Consider the following 16610-nt stretch of genomic DNA (forward strand, 5'->3'; position numbering starts at 1 on the left):
GCCCCGAGCAATAGCGGCAGGCTCTCCCGGCCGACCGATCGCGCGTTCTTCGCTGTCGGGTTCGTCAAGCTCGCTTCGATATTGGCGCGAGAAATATATGGAGCGCGCTCATTTCTGTCTCAACCTGATGATTACGTTTAGAAACTTCGATGCTTACCTGCTGCAAGCATCGAGCTGCGTCGTCGGCTCGAAACTAGGAGTAACGACATTACTTGCATGCAGGGACAGTTGCTCAGCAGCCTTTGCGTGGTTGACGATCGTGAGCAAATGGCTCGCCCAGGCATTCAAGGCGGCCCGCTTCTCGGTCGCGTACTTTGATCGGTTGTAAACCTTGGCCACGCCCTTCTTGCCTGATTCCTGGCTACTGACGTGGTTCAAGATGGACTCGGTGACATGCGGCTGAACCCCGAGCTCCTCGTTCATGAGGGTGTCTGCGGTCCGCCGCAGGTCGTGCAATGTCCAGTGGGGCATCTCAACCGGTTCGACGTTCGCGGCTTCTGCTGCCTTCGCCCGGCCACTAGAAATGCGCTCATCAAGGTCCGCCTTGGATCGACTCCACCCGGAGAACCCGCCCTTCCCGGCTCCGAAGAAAAGATCGCGGCGAGGCTCCCCTTCGCACACCTCGGGTTCCGGCACGCTCTGGATGATGTCGAGCGCAGCCTGCGCCAGCGGCACGTCGTGCATGATCCCGTTCTTCGTCCTCAGCGCTGGAATGCTCCATAGGGCCTTGTCGATTGTTACTTCGGATCGTGCGAGGTTCGAGACCTCATCACGCCGCTGTGCCGTGAGCATCAACAAGCGGACGATCCTGCCGAAGTCGCCGTCTCCAGCAAGCTGCCAGATCTCGCGCAACTCTGCATGCGACAGTACGCGGTCGCGATGGCGTTCGTCGGCGGGCTTGTTCGTGAAGGCGACAGGATTGGCCTGCAGGGTCTCCAGCAGCCCTTCCTTCATCGCCCATGTATAGAGCGAGGAAAGAGCGGCGCGAGCACGGTTCGCGGCGATCGGGCCGTTCGCTGTCGCGATCGCGGTAAGCCGTTCCGCGATGTGCCGCCGCGTCAACGCATGGGCGGGCGTGTGGTGAAGAGGAGCCCAATGGTTTCGCAAATAGCGCTCCGTCGCCTCAAAGGACGCCGGCTTCATCGCAGCCGCTTTTACACGTCGCTCCAAATGCTGGAGATGGCTTTCGACGATATGCAGCAGCGTCGTCTTCGACCGCTCCTTCTCCGCCAGGCGTTCGCCCTGCGGATCTGCCCCAAGCGTCACGGTAGCCCGGACAGCTTTCGCCCGCTCGCGCGCCTTCGCGACAGTCAATGCTGACACCGGCGCGATTGTGACCCGGCGCTGCTTCCCGGCCGCGCGATACTGGCAAATCCAAACCCGTTTTCCGCCTGCTCGGAGTCTCACTCCGAAGCCTGGTTCGCGATCATCGAAAACGATGAACTCCGACTTGCCGGCGGGGATCATCAGCTTGGTAACAGACTGATCAGTGAGGATCATTCAGCGCGTCCGGTTGGGAAGCATTGGGAAGCAATCTTATGTCATTCTATGTCAGTCTATGCCGCAAAAGTCATGTGGTCATGCTTATTTTTCGGGGGAAATTGGCAGTTCTGTCGCTTCCCGACACCTCTTGTCGCGCCATGGTAGGTGACTTTTAATCATGTGGTCGAGGGTTCGATCCCCTCCCCGCTCACCAAAAACTCCACTATATCAAATAGATAAAGCGGATTGACCGCATTTCGTTCCGCCTCGGCGGGGCCAAGCATATGGTGATGTCGATTTGCCGCTGCCGCGGGTTCTGCAGGTCCATTCACTCAGCGATTGAGCGGCTAGCTCTCGCCGCCTCGATTCTAATGTGACGATCGCATTGAGAGTCACTGCGGGCGACACCGCCGCCTTGGCGCGCCATGGCGTGCTGGGTATAGCTAAAACTATGGACATGAAATGGCGTACCCTCTCTTCCAGGACATTGCTGAAAGATCGCTGGATCGACGTCAGGGCGGATGAGTGCCTGACGCCGACAGGGCACAGGGTCTCGCCCTACTACGTACTTACTTATCCCGATTGGGTTCAAACGGTCGCGATCACTCCCTGCGACGAGATTGTTTTGGTCCGCCAGTACAGGCACGGCGCGGCGGATACTTTCCTGGAGCTGCCAGGAGGGACGATGGACGAAGGCGATCTCGACCCGGGGCGATCAGCTGCACGTGAACTCGAGGAGGAGACCGGCTATCGCGCGACGGAGTTGCGCCTCGTTTCTTCGCTCTTCGCCAACCCAGCCACCCAATCGAACAGGGTCCACGTCTATCTTGCAATGGGGGCAGAGTTGACGGGGAGCCGGAAACTGGACGCCAGCGAAGAGGGGATGAGCGTTCATCTTATGCCCGTGCGGGAGATCCTAGATCGGCTACACGATGGAATTCTCAAGCATTCGCAACACGTATCCTCCCTGCTGCTCGCCCTTTCTGTCTCTGGGCATCTCGCGCTTGGTTCTCCCAAGTCAGCCCTCTGAGTTTGAGTATCCGCTAGCAATGCTGGCGCCGAAGCAGGCGGAATTCATTATTGGCAAGCGTCGAGAATGAGCGCCTGGACGCGCGCCGCTTTGTCCACCGCCACCGACGATTGGACTACCTCGCGGCTGTCCAGCGCTGATCTGAGTCGTTTTCGTCGAGGCCGATACATCCCCTGACCGCCGCTGCAACAGTGCGCCGTGAGATCGAGGTCCGAGCAAGCCCCCGCAAACTGACTTGACATGTCGAATATCGATATCATTATCGATATTGATGAACGTGCTCATTCCGAACCAGATTCGAAGGCCTCGTGACGTCGTCTACGAGTCGTTGAAGCGGCAGATCATGCTGAATGAGTTGCGTCCCGAGAGCGCTCTCACCGAGCTCGGCATGGCGCGCGAGCATGGTTGCAGCCAGGGCACGATCCGCGAGGCGCTCCTGCGCCTGCAGGAGGACGGGCTCGTGACCCGCTCCGGGCATCGCGGCACGATGGTGACCAGGCTTGATCCGGAGGAGGCGGAGGAAATTCTGGCTCTGCGCCGCCGGATCGAGATCCGTGGCGCCTTGCGGGCGGTGCATCATGTCGAGCGCGACAGCCTGGAGCGGCTATACGCCATACAGGCCGACATGGATGCCGTCGCCGCAGCCGGCGACGAATATGCCCTGATCATCCTCGACATGGCTTTCCACCTGACGATCTTCCGCCTGTCGGGACTGGACGCGCTCGAGCAGATCCTGACCCGCTGCACCCTGCATTCGCACCGCTCGAAACTGTGGGCTCCGGGGCATCGCCGCCCGCTGACCGAGACCGCGACACGCCACCGCTTGCTGCACGCCTTGCTCGAGGCCCGCGATGGCGAAGGCCTGTCATCGGCCATGGCGGAGCATATCGACACGATCGTCCTGCGTGACGGAACCGCCTAATGAAGAGCCCGCGAATGACGACCTGGATCGATCCGCAGATGCAGGTGCTTCTGGAACGGCTCCGCGCCGGCCCCGCCTTCGATTTCCGCTCCGCACCGATTGCCGAAGCACGTGCAACGGTCGATGCCGCAACATTGCCGTGGAGCGATGGCGCTCCGGCCATCCCGGCGAGCGATCTGGTCATTCCCACGGATGCCGGCGCGATGCGTGCGCGGCTTTACCGGCCTGAAGGCGCGCAGGCAGCGTCCGTCATCGTCTATGCGCATGGCGGCGGCTGGACCTTCGGTTCGATCGAGACCCATGACGGAACGATGCGCAATCTCGCGGTGGCAGCGGGCTGCGCCGTGCTGGGCGTTGATTACAGGCTCGCTCCGGAACACCCGTTCCCGGCGCCGCTCGACGATCTCCTGGCCAGCGTCGCCTTCGTCGAGCGCGGCGGCCTGGGCACGCCCATACCGGCGGAGCGGATCGCGATCGCGGGCGATTCCGCCGGCGCCAATCTGGCGCTGGCAGCACTGCTGCGCCGGCGCGATGAGGGCCTGCCGCCGCTATCGGCCGCCGCGCTGTTCTACGGCTGCTACGAACCCGACTTCTCGACGGCGAGCCATGCGGCCTTCGGTGGCGGCGACTACCTGCTCACCAGCGCGAACATGCGCTGGTACTGGAACAATTTCCTCGGCGACGAGCCGGACGAGACGCTGAGCCTGGCCGCGCCTGGCCGGGCTGCGCTTGCCGGCCTGCCGCCGCTTTATCTCTCCGCCGCGGGGCTCGATCCGCTGCGCGACGACACCATCCGGCTGGCCCAGCGCCTGGGCGAGGCCGGCGTGCCCTTCCGTTTCGATCACGTTCCCGGCGTCGTGCATGGCTGCCTGCGCATGAGCAGGGAACTCGCTGCCGCTGCCGACATGATCACCGCTGGCGGCCGCCACATTGCCAACCACCTCAACGATAAAAAAACCGGAGGAAGCCAACCATGGAACGCAGGACTTTCATCAAATTAGCGGGCGCCAGCGCTCTCGCCAGCCCCCTCGCCCGCCCCGCCATCGCCCAAGGCACCACAACGGTGCGCTGGTGGTACCATTTCGACAACCCGCAGCATTCGCCGGCCGAACTCATCGCCAAGTTCGAGGCCGCGAATCCCGGCATCAAGGTCCAGGCCGAGAGCATCCCCTGGGGCGGTGGTAACGACTACCAGACCCGGCTCTTCGCCGCCCTCGTCGCCGGCAACGGACCCGACTGCGCGATGGTGCGGTTGTCCTGGGCTGCGCGCTTCCAGCAGATGAAGGCGCTCTCCCCGATCGATGACCTGATCGCCGGCTGGGCCGGGCGCAGCGACATTGCGGACAACATCTGGAAGATCAACAGGGGCGCCGACGGCAAGCAATATTACCTGCCTCTGCAATATGTCGTGCTCTATCTCTATTATCGGCAGGACCTGTTCGCGCAGGCGGGGCTGAAACCGCCGGCAACCTTCGATGAATTCCGTGCGGCGGCCAAGGCTCTCACGAAGGGCRATGTCTCGGGCTTCGGCTTGCGTGGCGGCGCAGGTGGCTTCGACCACTGGGGGCCGTTCGTGCTCGGCGGCGGCGCCAGTTTCGAGAAGGGCGGAATGGTCAGCGACAAGGCGCTCGCAGCCAACCGCTGGTTCGTGGACCTCACCGTCAAGGACAAGGTGGTGCCGGCCTCGGCACCGACCGACAGCTTCCGGCAGATCGTCGATACCTTCAAGGCTGGCCGGACCGCCATGACCATCCACCATGTCGGCTCGGCCAACGAGATCGTCGGCGTGCTCGGCGACAAGGTTTCGGCTGTACCGGTCCCGCGAGGCCCGGACGGCAAGGGCTGGACCTATTTCGGCGACGAGTCCAACGCCGTCTTCGCCGCCAGCAAGGCCAGGGAGGCAGCCTTCAAATGGTGCGCCTTCCTCTCCACGGCCGAGAACAACGTCGTGCTGAACAAGTTCACCGGGCAGTTGCCGATCGCGACGTCGGCGGCGAAGGACTGGACGCTGCACCCCAAGCGCTTCGTCGATGCGAGCGCGGCCTCGCTGCCATTTGCGGCCTCGTTGCCGGATTCGCCCAAGACGCCGGATTTCATCGCCCGGATCTGGCCGGCCAACATGCAAAGGGCGCTGCTCGGCCAGATCCAGCCTGACGAGATGATGCGTGCGATCGAGCAGCATTTTCACGGCTGACGGGATTGGCGGCAGACGGGCATCCGGCTGCCGCCTCCAGCCCTCGCTTCGACAGGTTTGAAACGTGACGTCGCTCACCCTCGCGCACAGGCAGCCTCTCGGCCGCAGCCTGACGCCCTTCTGGTTCCTGCTGCCGGCGATCCTGGTCACGGCGGGCGTCGTCCTGATTCCCGTCGCGCAGACGGCCTGGCTCAGCCTGCAGGACTACCTGCTCTACGATCCCGACAACGCCCGCTTCGTCGGACTGGGCAATTTCTCCAGGATCGCGCGAGACGAGGTTTTCTGGATCTCGCTGGGCCAATCCTTCATCTGGATCACTGGCGTTGTCGGACTGCAATTCCTGCTCGGGCTCGCGGCCGCCCTCCTGCTCAACCAGAGCTTCTGGTGGCGCGGACTGGCGCGCTCGCTCGTCATCATTCCCTGGGCGCTGCCAAGCGTCATCATCGGGTTGATGTGGACCTGGATGTACGACTTCAATCTCGGCGTCATCAACGACATCGCGATGCGGCTCGGCCTGATCGCAGCGCCGATCGCCTGGCTGGCCCGGCCCGATACCGCACTCTACGCCATCATGCTGGCGCTGATCTGGCAGGGCTTCCCCTTCTTCGCCGTCACCATTCTGGCCGGCCTGCAGACGGTGCCGGCCGAACTCTATGAGGCAGCCGAGATCGACGGCGCCACCGCCCGACAGCAGCTCTTCTACGTCACCCTGCCCTCGATCGCCGATGTCATCGCAACCGCACTGCTGCTGCGCACGATCTGGGTGGCGAATTCGCTCGACGTCATCCTGGTCATGACCGGCGGCGGACCAGGCTACGCCACCCATACCCTGCCGCTCTACGCCTTCCTGCGCGCGTCGAGCAGCATGGAATTCGGCTATGGCGCGGCGCTGGCATTGATCCTCACGGCGATGCTGCTGGGTGTGGTCTATCTCTATGTCAGGCGGGCGGCCCGGGGCATCGAGACATGATCGAACGACGCACCCGAAGCCGGCGGATTCTGGAGGTGGAGCTTCCCGTCCTCCTCATCGTCCTGTTCGCGCTCGGCCCCTATGTCTGGATGATCCTGACCTCGCTGAAGCCGCAGGCGGAGCTTTCCGCCTGGCCGCTCCACTACTGGCCACGAGAGGCGACACTCGAGCATTACCGCGATCTGATCGCCCGCACGAGCTTTGCCGGCAGCCTGGGCAACAGCCTGATCATTGCAGTCGGCGCCAGCGTACTTGGCCTCGGCGTCAGCATCCCCGCGGCCTATGCCTTCTCGCGCTTCCGCTTCTCCGGACGCAGGGGCCTTCTGACCGGCTTCCTCGTCATCAACATGTTCCCGGTCGTGCTGCTCATCATCCCGCTCTTCCTGATGATGCGCCGGCTCGGGCTGATCGACACCTATCTCGGCGTCATTCTCGGTCATTCGACCTTCTCGATTCCCTTCGCGATCTGGATGCTGACGAGCTATTTCAATGCGATCCCCAAGGATCTCGACGAAGCGGCGATGATCGACGGCGCCAGCCGCCTGCAGACCATCCGCCTCATCATCCTGCCCCTGTTGATGCCCGGCGTCGTCACGGCCGGCATCTACATCTTCATCACCTCCTGGAACGAATACCTCTTCGCAATGATGCTCTCGGGCCAGGCGGTGCGCACCGTCACGGTCGCGCTCCAGCTCTTCATCGGCGAGTTCACCATCCAGTGGGGCCTTCTCACGGCCGGCGGCACGCTGATCGCGCTGCCGGTCACCTTCCTCTTCCTTCTGGTGCAAAGGCGGCTCGTGGGCGGGCTCACAGCCGGTGCGGTGAAATCATGACGACAAATCCGATCGGGGTTATCTCGATGTTCTATGCGCGGCCGTTCACGCGCGAGCATTTCGGCTGCTTCCAGCGGATGAAGCGGGCCGGAGCCGATGTCGTCGAGTTGCTGGTACCGGAGCCGGGTGAACTCGATCTGGGCGAGACCCGCGCCGCCATCGCCGATGCCGGCCTCTCCTGCGTGCTCGCTGCCCGGGTCAACCTCAACCGCGACCTCGCCAGCGCCGATGCCGGCGCCCACCACGCGGGCGTCACCTATCTCGAAACATGCGTCGATGTGGCCGCAGCCCTCGGCGCAGCCATCGTCGGGGGGCCGCTCTATGGCGCCCCTCTCGTCTTCGCAGGCCGAGCTCCCTCCCCCGTCGACGACGAAGAGCGCAAGCGCCGCATCGATGCGATCGTCGTCGGCCTCTCGCAGGCTGGGAAGCGCGCCGCCGACGCCGGCATCCAGTTCGGCGTCGAGCCGCTCAACCGCTTCGAGACCGATATCTGCAATACAACCCGTCACGCGCTCGAAATCGTCGAGCGCGTGAACAATCCCACCGTCGGCGTGATGCTCGATACCTTCCACATGAACATGGAGGAGTTCGATCTCACCGATGCCATCCGGCAGGCAGGATCGAAACTCCTGCATTTCCAGGCCAACGAGAACAATCGCGGCTTCGTCGGCTCCGGCCATCTCGACTGGCCGGCGATCGCCCGTGCATTGCGCGACGTCGCCTATCGCGGGCCGATCGTGCTCGAGCCGTTCCGACGCCGCGACGAGCGAGCCGGCACTCCCCTGGCCCAGTGGCGCGCGCCCAGCGAGAACGAAGACGAACCGCTGGCCGCCAGCATCGCCTTCCTGAAGGCTGCACTCGCATTCGCCGGGAGGACGGCATGACCGGTTCAAGGACAGGTGGGCTTCGGGTCGGCTGGATCGGCTGCGGCGTCCACGCCAACGAGATGCTGCTGCCGCAGCTGACGCGGCATGATGTCGAGATCACCGCGCTCTGCGACACGGATGATGCGCGGCTGAATACGACCGGCCGGCAATACGGCGTCCCCGAAACTGGTCGCCTGCGCGACTGGCGCAGTCTCCTGTCCCGTGGCGATCTCGACGCGGTCGGCCTCGCTGTCGGTCCTGCCCTGCATCACGAGATCGGATTGGCAGCGATCGCGCGCGGCTTGCCGCTCTTCATCGAGAAGCCGCCGGCGCCGACGGCGCGACAAGCGGCCGAACTGGCCGAAGCCGCCGCGAGCCGCAAGGTGCCGGTCGTGCTCGGCTTCATGAAGCGCTATTCGACGGCCAACCGCATTGCCGCCAACGTCATCCGCACGACGGAGTTCGGCGCAACGGCGAGTTTTCTCGGCGAGTACATGACCGCGCCGACCTATTTCGCCGGGGATCCGGATTATTCCGGCTTTTACCTGCATCATTGCGTGCATTATTTCGACCTCGTGCCGCACCTGATGGGCGAAGTCGCGAGCGTGAGCGCGAGGCGGCACGAACTGGCGCCGGGCAAGCTGCTGCTCCATGTCGATTTCCGCTTTGCCAATGGCGGCATCGGCACCCTGGTCTTGGGCACGCATCAGTCGCGCGGAACGCCGATGGAATGGTGGCAGGTGATGGGCGACCATACCCGCGTCGAGGTCCGCAATGTTCATGAGGTGCGCTATTTCAGGGCGCCCCCCTTCAAGGTCTCACGGGCCGAGGCCAGCCTGATCGACGGTGAAGACACCCTGGTCTGGGAGCCGAATCTGACGGCCGCCGCCAACGAGGACCACAAGGGCTATCACGCGCTTCTCGGCGACTTCGTTCGTGCGGCACGCGGCGAGCCGACGACCGCACCGAACGCGGCCGATGGCGCTGCCGCCATGGCGTTGCTCGAACAGGTCGTCGCCGAGCGTTGAGTCTGTTTGCGCCCCCTTCTGGACGCTGCGCCTCTGCGCCTGGGAGCCTGCTAGGGGGCGAGGAGCGGCCGGATGCTGGATAGGTTCTCGATCGTGTGGCCGAGATGTTGCCGCAGCCTCTCGGCCGCCTCCTCCTGGCGGCCGGCGGCCAGGCTATCGAGAATGGCGAGATGCTCCTCGCATTGCCTCCGATAGCGTTTGCGGTCGAGCATCGAACGATAGGACAGCAGCCGGCGGATGCGGTTGATCCGTCGGATCGTCTCCAGAAAGAACGGATTTCCGGAGCCGGCGACGATCGCCTCGTGGAAGCGGACACCGCGTTCGTGGAGCGCGTCCGCGCTGTCTGTCTCGATCGCCCCTTCGAGGAGCCTCCGCTCGGCAGCCCTGCAAGCAGCGATGCTCTCGGGCGCAAGATGATAGCCGGGTTCGAGCAAGGCGGCAGGCTCCAGCGCCAGCCGCAGACGGTAGGTCTGCTCGAGGCTCTCCGGGGTGGTGAGAACCGGCGTGAAGCTCCAGCCATAGCCGGCGCGGCGCTCGGCCCAGCCCTCCTGGCTGATCCGCGTTAGGACTGCATTGAGTTCGGCACGGGTCAGTCCGTAGCTGTCCCTGAGATCGGACTCGGTGACGTGTTCGGACAACCGGCCGCGCAGATGGTCATCGGCGATGCGGAAATAGGCCTTCGTCACGCCGTCCGGCTCGGCGAGGCCAAGGGCTTCGCCGGAGGGAGGCGTCCCCTGAGCGACAAAATAGCCGCGATTGTGCTCGTGGCTCAGGACGCCCTTGTCGGCAAGCAGTTGCAAGGCCTGACCGACGGGAAAGCGCGACACGCCGAAACGCGTCGCGATATCCTGTGAGCGCAGATGTGTCCCGGCGCCCAGATGCCCCTCTCGGATCTGATCGAGAATCCGAGCTGCGAGCGGGATCGCCAGGTCTCGTCTCCCACTGCCTGCCATCGTCCCAGCCCTGCCGGCGCGAGCGCCCCCGACAGTGGCTCTAGGCGATGACACGTCTCGCCGGCAAGGTGCCTATTTCACCAGACCGATCGTGCGCAGGATGTCACCGACCCGAACCTGCTCTTCCCTGAGGAAGGCTGCGAAGGGCTCCCCGGCAAGATAATAGTCGTCCCAGCCGCGCGCCTTCAGCAGCGCTTTCCACTCGCCGCTCGCAACCATCGTATCGAAGAGCTTCGTCAACTGAGCCTTCTGTTCGGCGTTGATGCCCGGCGCAGCCATGACCGCTCGCCAGTTGACCACCTCGACATCGTAGCCGAGTTCCTTCAGCGTCGGCACATCGATACCGTCCAGCCGCTTGCCCGAGGAAATGGCCAGCGCGCGCAGCTTGCCGGCCTTGATCTGGCCCTCGAATTCGCCATAGCCGGAAACGCCAGCCGTGACACGGCCCCCGAGCATGGCCGCGAGTGCCTCCCCGCCACCGGAGAATGCGACATAGTTGACCTTGCCGGCATCAGCGCCGGCCACCTTCGTTACGAGCGCAGCAAGAATATGGTCGGCGCCTCCCGCGGATCCGCCGGCCCAGGTCACGCGAGCGACGTCAGCTGTGATCGCGGCGAGGAAGTCCTTCATCGACTTGTGTGGAGACGTCTCGGGAACGACGATGACCAGCGGATCGCCGGTGAGACGCGCAAGCGGCGTCACCTGGTCCAGCGTGACCGGCGACTTGTTGGTCAGGATCGCCCCGACCATGGTGATGCCGTTGACCAGGAGCTGGTTCGGATCGCCCTTGGCGCCGTTGATGAACTGGGCAAGCCCGATCGTGCCGCCGGCACCGGTGACATTCGTGACCTGGACGCCGCGGACCGCCTTCGTCTCGGTCAGCACCTGCTGGATCGAGCGGGCGGCGCCATCCCAACCACCGCCTGGCCCGGCGGGTGCGATGATCTTGAGTTCCTGCAGCGGCGTCTGGGCCGTTGCCAGTTCTGGCGTCATCGCCATCGCGGCAAGCAGGCCCGCTGCGAAAATTCTGCCGATGGTCATCTTGATCCTCCCCGATCGTGTTGGATTGGGCGCGTTTGCGCCGGTTACGCCCGCGTTTGGCTGGGCAACTCTTCGCCGCTGACGGTGAAGGGCTTGGCGGGTGCCGTCGCGTGGCGCCCGAGGATCAACGGGATGATGCCGCCCGCGCGTAGCGTCGCGCATTCAAGTGCTGTTTCGACGGCGGCGCGCAGAACGAGCGGTTGGGTATGCCCGGCCTTGCGATGGAGCCTTGCCGGAACCTCGCAGCGCGGAAGGATGGCGCGCGGCATGGCTTCGATCTCGATCATGTCGCCTGGCGCAAGCGCCAGCGCTTCCACGCCCTCCCCGGCCGAGAGCGACAGCGGCAAAATGCCCATCCCGATCAGGTTGGACCGGTGGATGCGCTCGAAACTCTCGGCCAGAACGGCCGCGACACCGAGCAGGCCGAGACCCTTGGCCGCCCAGTCGCGCGATGAACCGGTGCCGTACCGCTCACCCGCGACGACGACCATCGCCTCGCCTGACTGGCGATAGCGCTCGGCCACTCGCCAGAGCGGCAGGGTCTCGCCGCTCGGAACATGGATGGTCGAGCCGGGCGCGATGCGTGGCGCGAGACGGTTGACGACCGTGCGGTTGGTAAAGAGGCCGCGCAGCATGACCTCCCAATTGCCGCGCCGCGAGGCATAGACGTTGAGGTCCTGGGCATCTTCGCCCTGTGCGATCAGCCATTGCGCGGCCTCGCTCTCAGACGGGATCTGGCCTGCGGGCGAAATATGGTCGGTCGTGATGTCGTCACCGAGCACGATCAGGGGGTGGGCGCTGTAATGGCCGAGCCGGCCTGGCTGATCTGCGCGGGCGAAGGGTGGCGGGCGCAGATAGGTCGATGACGGATCCCAGGGGAAACCCGCACTCGCCGGAGCATCGAGTTCCTTCCAGCTCCTGCTCGCAGAGGCCTGCGCAAACGCCCGTGCGAAATCGACGGGATCAAGCGCTCGCGCAAAGGCGGAATCGATCTCGGCCCCGCTCGGCCACAGTGCTGCCAGGTCGACAGAGGTTCCCGCGGCCGTGGTCGCGAGAGTGCCCTTGGTGATGTTGCGATCGGCATCTCCCGCCACCGCATAGGCGACGACCAGCGCCGGAGAGGCCAGGAAGCCGGCATCGATCTGGCCATGGACGCGGCCGGGAAAGTTGCGGTTGCCGGACAGGACAGCAACAGGAAGGACTGTGCCCGCGCGAGCGGCTTCATCCATTGCAGGACGAAGTGGGCCGGAATTCCCGATGCAGGTTGTGCAGCCGTAACCAACGATCCCGAAGCCGAGCGCTTCGAGATCCTCGAGCAGGCCGGCACGCCGAAGATAGCGCTCCGCCGCGGGTGAGCCGGGGGCGAGTGATGTCTTGACCCAGGCGGGGGGCTTGAGGCCGAGCTGGCGTGCCTTGCGCGCCACCAGGCCGGCGGCCACCAGCAATCGCGGATCGGACGTATTGGTGCAGCTTGTGATCGCGGCAATCGCGACGGGAAAGCGTGGCAATCCGGCCGCGGGCGCGGGCGTCTTCGCCTGCGGCATCGCCTCGAGCGCGGGAACCACCTCATCCGGCGCGACCAGATCCTGCGGCCGTCGGGGGCCGGCGAGGCTGATCGAGATCGCCGCCAGATCGATCTCAACGATCTCAGTAAAGCGTGGTTGCGCCTGCGGGTCGAACCACAGCGCCTGAGACCGAGCGTAATCAGAGACGAACGCGATATGATCGGGTTTGCGCCCCGTCTGAGCGAGATAGGCCAGCGTCGCTTCATCGATCGGAAAATATCCGGTCGAGGCACCGAATTCCGGCGCCATATTGGCGATGACAGCGCGCTCACCTCCCGACAGCGTCGCGGCTCCTGGCCCGAAGAACTCGACGAATGCGCCGGCGACGCCCTGCGCACGCAGCCGTTGCGTCACGGTCAGCGCAAGATCCGTGGCACTGACGCCTTCACGCAGGCGGTTGATCAGGCGCACGCCGATCACCTCGGGGATGCGCATCATCACCGGCATGCCGAACATCACGCTCTCGGCCTCGAGCCCGCCAACGCCCCAGCCGAGGACACCGATGCCATTGATCATCGGAGTGTGGCTGTCGGTGCCGATCAGTGTGTCCGGGACGGCCCAGAGTCGACCGTCGACGGTTTGGGTCGTCACGACCGTCGCGAGTTGCTCCAGATTGATCGTGTGCATGATGCCGGTGCCGGGCGGATGCACCCGGACGCCGTCAAGGGCCAGCGTGGACCATTTGAGAAAGCGATAGCGCTCGCCGTTTCGCTTGTATTCCCGTTCGAGATTGACGCGCATCGCGTCCGGCGACGCCGAAAGATCGACGCCCAGCGAATGGTCGACCGAGACGTCGACCGACAGGACCGGGCTGAGCCGCCTGGGATCACCGCCGCCTTCGGCGATCGAGTCGCGCATGGCGGCGACATCGACCAGCGCAGGCGTGCATGTCGTGTCATGCATGAGAACACGACCTGGCTGAAAGGCGATCTCGCCATCCGAGCGTCCGCCCGCGAGCCAGCCGCGAACGCCCTGCAATGCGGCATTGCGCTCGTCCGCTCCCATGGGCTGGCGAACGACGTTCTCGGCGAGAATGCGCAGGACATGCGGCAGGCGCAGGAGGTCGGTCCCCATCGTCGCCTGCAAGTCCGCAACTACATAGTCACGGCCGGCAAGGCGGCTTGTCCTGGAAATCGAGGATGGGTTTGGAATCATGCCTCATTATGAATATTGACGACTATAAATGCAATATCACCGATGGTGCCTCGACCTTCCCTGAACGCCCTGGCATTGCGGGCGCTGCTACGGACGCAACAGCCATAGATTATCGCCGGGTCGCTGGCGGTGACGGCCTGCAGGGTTACAGCGGCAATCGCCGCCACCGTTTCCGTGCCGGACGCATCAGGCGCCCTGTGAAGCCATCGCTTCCTCACGGGGCGCTCGGACATCGGTCCCGGACAGATCAGGCAAGCTGAACCAAGGGTCCGGGATCGCTGAAAGGCGGAAGGCGACAGCCGGAGAATTGATCTGTGCTGGGATCCCGCTCGGGCAGGATCACTTCTTGCAGGCCACGAGGCAGAGCAACTGGAACAGAACCTGCGCCGCCACTTGCGCGGTATTGGTGGTTGGATCGTATTGTGGAGCGACTTCGACGACATCGCCGCCGATGATGTCGACGCCTGCGACGCCACGCAGGATCTCCAGCACTTCGCGCGGCAGGAGCCCTCCCACCTCGGGCGTGCCAGTACCAGGGGCGAAGCCCGGGTCCAGGCTGTCGACGTCGAAGGAGACATAGACGGGTCCGGAACCGACGACGGCCTTGGCCTTCTCGATTACCGCCTGCAGCCCCATGGTCCCGACCTCCTCGGCATGGATCACGGTCATTCCGGAATCGAAGGAGAACTCCCAGAGATATTCGCCGCCGCCCCGAATACCGATCTGGATCGTCCGCGTGGGATCGAGCACGCCGGCCAGGACCGCCTCCCGGAACGGGCCACCGTGATGGAATTTCGAGCCTTCATAGGGCCCGGCGGTGTCGCAATGCGCGTCGATATGGATCATGCCGACCGGGCGCTTGGCGCCCAGTCCCTTCAGGATCGAGCCGGTGATCGAATGATCGCCGCCAACCGAGAGCGGAATCGTCGCGGTTTCGCCGATCATGCGATAGCAGGCTTCGATGTCTGCATGGCAATCAGCCAGACTGTATCGACTGCTGAGCGCGATATCTCCGACATCGGCGACGCGTAATCTGCCGAGCGGCGCAACGCGCAGCACATGCTCATACGGTCCGATGCGCTCGACGGCGCGGACAGCGCGGGGCCCAAGCCGGGCGCCGGCACGGTTGGTCACGCCCAGATCCATCGGCACGCCAATCAATGCGACGTCGAGCCCGGCCAGTTTTTCAGCCGAGAGCCCGTCCGCCAGAAAGGGAGCGTCGAGGAAAGTTGCCGGATCGGCAAACGGCCATTTGCGCCGGTCCGCGCCCTGAAAAATAGTGTCCGCGACGGCCTTGAAATGAGGATCGTACATCTCGCCACCGCCGGCCGAAGCGTAGCGCTGGCGCAAGCGGTCGAGGGCGGCATTGTCGAAGGGCATGGCAACCTGCAGGGAATGATGCGGAAGCCCGGAAGGCTGGCAAAAGAACGAGGCGGCCGGAACGGCGAAAAGGCACGCGGCCCTATAAGCGAAACTGAATAGCGCCCCCTTTGCCTCCTCCCGGCGGCGGGCGGACGACGCTCGGGTCAGGCGGCTGCAGGCCAGCCGGTATGGCTGCGTAGAACCAGCTTCGATGATATGGTGCGGGCGCGATGCTGGAACTGGACCCTTATCTGCTGCGCGCCTTCCTGACCGTCGCTGAAGTCGGAACGGTCAATGGTGCCGCCTTGTCGCTGAACCGCACTCAGGCGGCGGTCAGCATGCAGATTCGCAAGCTTGAAGAACTGCTGGGCAGCGACCTGTTCGAGCGCTCGTCGAAGGGGCTTGAGCTGACCAATAATGGAGTCCTGCTCACGCCCTATGCCCGCGAAATCCTGAGGCTCAACAGCGAGATCGGAAAACGCCTCAACGGCAAGATGATCGAAGGGCGGGTCCGGCTCGGGGTCGTCGAGGATTTCGCCGCGACGCGTCTGATTGAAATCCTGAAAGCCTTTCGCGACCAGAACCCCAAGGTCGACATCGATATCATCGTCGAGCCCAACAAGCGCCTTGCCGCGATGTTCGAGAACGAGAAGCTCGACATCGCAGTCTGTGACACGACACGGCTCAACCGCAAGCCAACCCTGGTCTGGTCGGACCGGCTGCTCTGGGTCGTGCGCTCGGACATGGTGATCTCGACGAGTTCGCCCTTGCCGATCATCATGTTCGAGGAATCCTGCCCGTGGCGCACACCTGCGCTGGCCGCGCTGTCGGGGCATGACCTGCAGTGGAAGATCGTCTGCGAAGCCTCTACGCTCGTTGCCATGGCGACCGCCGTGCGCGTCGGGATCGGCATCGGCCCGATGATCGCGGCAACGATCCCGGAGGATTGCCGGGTGCTCGACCATGCCGCCGGGCTGCCTGAGCCGGTCGAGGTCAGCATCGGGCTCTATTCCCGGACCGGCGCGCCAGGCGAAGCGCGCTACCTCTCGGACTTCATCGCACAGCAGAGCGACCTGCGCCGCCCCTGAACCGGTTCCGGCATTCACGCCCGCTTATAGCCGGACAAGCATTTTCGCCGTACCGCCGCGCCCTGCTTGCGAGTGCAATCGTGCCTCTGAACGGCTCGGGAGCCTGATCGTCCCGCACGAT

At 64.4% G+C, this 16610-nt stretch carries 14 protein-coding genes; 9 read left to right on the forward strand and 5 right to left on the reverse strand.

Annotation, left to right across the window (positions count from 1 at the left end):
* Positions 1–153: 153 nt before the first annotated feature.
* Complete coding sequence (locus tag AB4118_RS21540) at positions 154–1500, reverse strand: tyrosine-type recombinase/integrase (RefSeq protein ID WP_441491662.1); 1347 nt, start codon at positions 1498–1500, stop codon at positions 154–156.
* A gap of 355 nt (positions 1501–1855) precedes the next feature.
* Here AB4118_RS21540 and AB4118_RS21545 point away from each other — a divergent pair, with 355 nt between their 5' ends.
* The 8 genes from AB4118_RS21545 to AB4118_RS21580 all read left to right on the forward strand — a co-directional run bounded on the left by AB4118_RS21545 (position 1856) and on the right by AB4118_RS21580 (position 9325).
* Positions 1856–2512, forward strand: coding sequence for an NUDIX hydrolase (locus AB4118_RS21545; protein WP_441491663.1), 657 nt, complete (start codon positions 1856–1858; stop codon positions 2510–2512).
* A gap of 271 nt (positions 2513–2783) precedes the next feature.
* Positions 2784–3434, forward strand: coding sequence for a GntR family transcriptional regulator (locus tag AB4118_RS21550; RefSeq protein ID WP_441491664.1), 651 nt, complete (start codon positions 2784–2786; stop codon positions 3432–3434).
* Positions 3435–3448: 14 nt separating this feature from the next.
* A complete protein-coding gene (locus AB4118_RS21555) occupies positions 3449–4435 on the forward strand; it encodes an alpha/beta hydrolase (RefSeq protein WP_441491665.1) in 987 nt (328 codons plus the stop codon).
* The gene (locus tag AB4118_RS21560) at positions 4408–5628 is read left to right on the forward strand and encodes an ABC transporter substrate-binding protein (protein WP_441491666.1); all 1221 of its coding nucleotides are present in this window, start codon (positions 4408–4410) and stop codon (positions 5626–5628) included. Before AB4118_RS21555 ends, AB4118_RS21560 begins: the two co-directional genes overlap by 28 nt.
* A gap of 64 nt (positions 5629–5692) precedes the next feature.
* Positions 5693–6598: a carbohydrate ABC transporter permease gene (locus tag AB4118_RS21565; RefSeq protein WP_441491667.1), complete on the forward strand. Its 906-nt coding sequence runs from the start codon at positions 5693–5695 to the stop codon at positions 6596–6598.
* Entirely contained in the window at positions 6595–7431 is an 837-nt protein-coding gene (locus AB4118_RS21570) for a carbohydrate ABC transporter permease (RefSeq protein ID WP_441491668.1), read from the forward strand. Before AB4118_RS21565 ends, AB4118_RS21570 begins: the two co-directional genes overlap by 4 nt.
* Positions 7428–8315, forward strand: coding sequence for a sugar phosphate isomerase/epimerase family protein (locus tag AB4118_RS21575; RefSeq protein WP_441491669.1), 888 nt, complete (start codon positions 7428–7430; stop codon positions 8313–8315). The genes AB4118_RS21570 and AB4118_RS21575 overlap by 4 nt, the downstream gene beginning before the upstream one ends.
* Positions 8312–9325, forward strand: coding sequence for a Gfo/Idh/MocA family protein (locus AB4118_RS21580; RefSeq protein ID WP_441491670.1), 1014 nt, complete (start codon positions 8312–8314; stop codon positions 9323–9325). Before AB4118_RS21575 ends, AB4118_RS21580 begins: the two co-directional genes overlap by 4 nt.
* Before the next feature lie 50 nt (positions 9326–9375).
* Here the strand turns inward: AB4118_RS21580 and AB4118_RS21585 are convergent, their stop codons facing one another.
* The 4 genes from AB4118_RS21585 to speB all read right to left on the reverse strand — a co-directional run bounded on the left by AB4118_RS21585 (position 9376) and on the right by speB (position 15419).
* The gene (locus AB4118_RS21585) at positions 9376–10278 is read right to left on the reverse strand and encodes a GntR family transcriptional regulator (protein WP_441491671.1); all 903 of its coding nucleotides are present in this window, start codon (positions 10276–10278) and stop codon (positions 9376–9378) included.
* Between the two features lie 72 nt (positions 10279–10350).
* Entirely contained in the window at positions 10351–11319 is a 969-nt protein-coding gene (locus tag AB4118_RS21590) for a Bug family tripartite tricarboxylate transporter substrate binding protein (protein ID WP_441491672.1), read from the reverse strand.
* A 44-nt stretch (positions 11320–11363) separates the two neighbouring features.
* On the reverse strand, positions 11364–14039 hold the full coding sequence (acnA, locus tag AB4118_RS21595) for an aconitate hydratase AcnA (RefSeq protein ID WP_441491673.1): 2676 nt from the start codon (positions 14037–14039) through the stop codon (positions 11364–11366).
* A 339-nt stretch (positions 14040–14378) separates the two neighbouring features.
* The gene (gene speB / locus AB4118_RS21600) at positions 14379–15419 is read right to left on the reverse strand and encodes an agmatinase (protein WP_441491674.1); all 1041 of its coding nucleotides are present in this window, start codon (positions 15417–15419) and stop codon (positions 14379–14381) included.
* Between the two features lie 212 nt (positions 15420–15631).
* Here speB and AB4118_RS21605 point away from each other — a divergent pair, with 212 nt between their 5' ends.
* Positions 15632–16489 carry a LysR substrate-binding domain-containing protein gene (locus AB4118_RS21605; RefSeq protein WP_441491675.1) on the forward strand — a complete coding sequence of 286 codons (858 nt, stop codon included), beginning with the start codon at positions 15632–15634 and terminating at the stop codon, positions 16487–16489.
* Positions 16490–16610 lie beyond the last annotated feature (121 nt).

Source organism: Allobosea sp. 2RAB26, from assembly GCF_052115465.1.
In the GTDB taxonomy this organism is placed as follows: Bacteria; Pseudomonadota; Alphaproteobacteria; order Rhizobiales; family Beijerinckiaceae; genus Allobosea.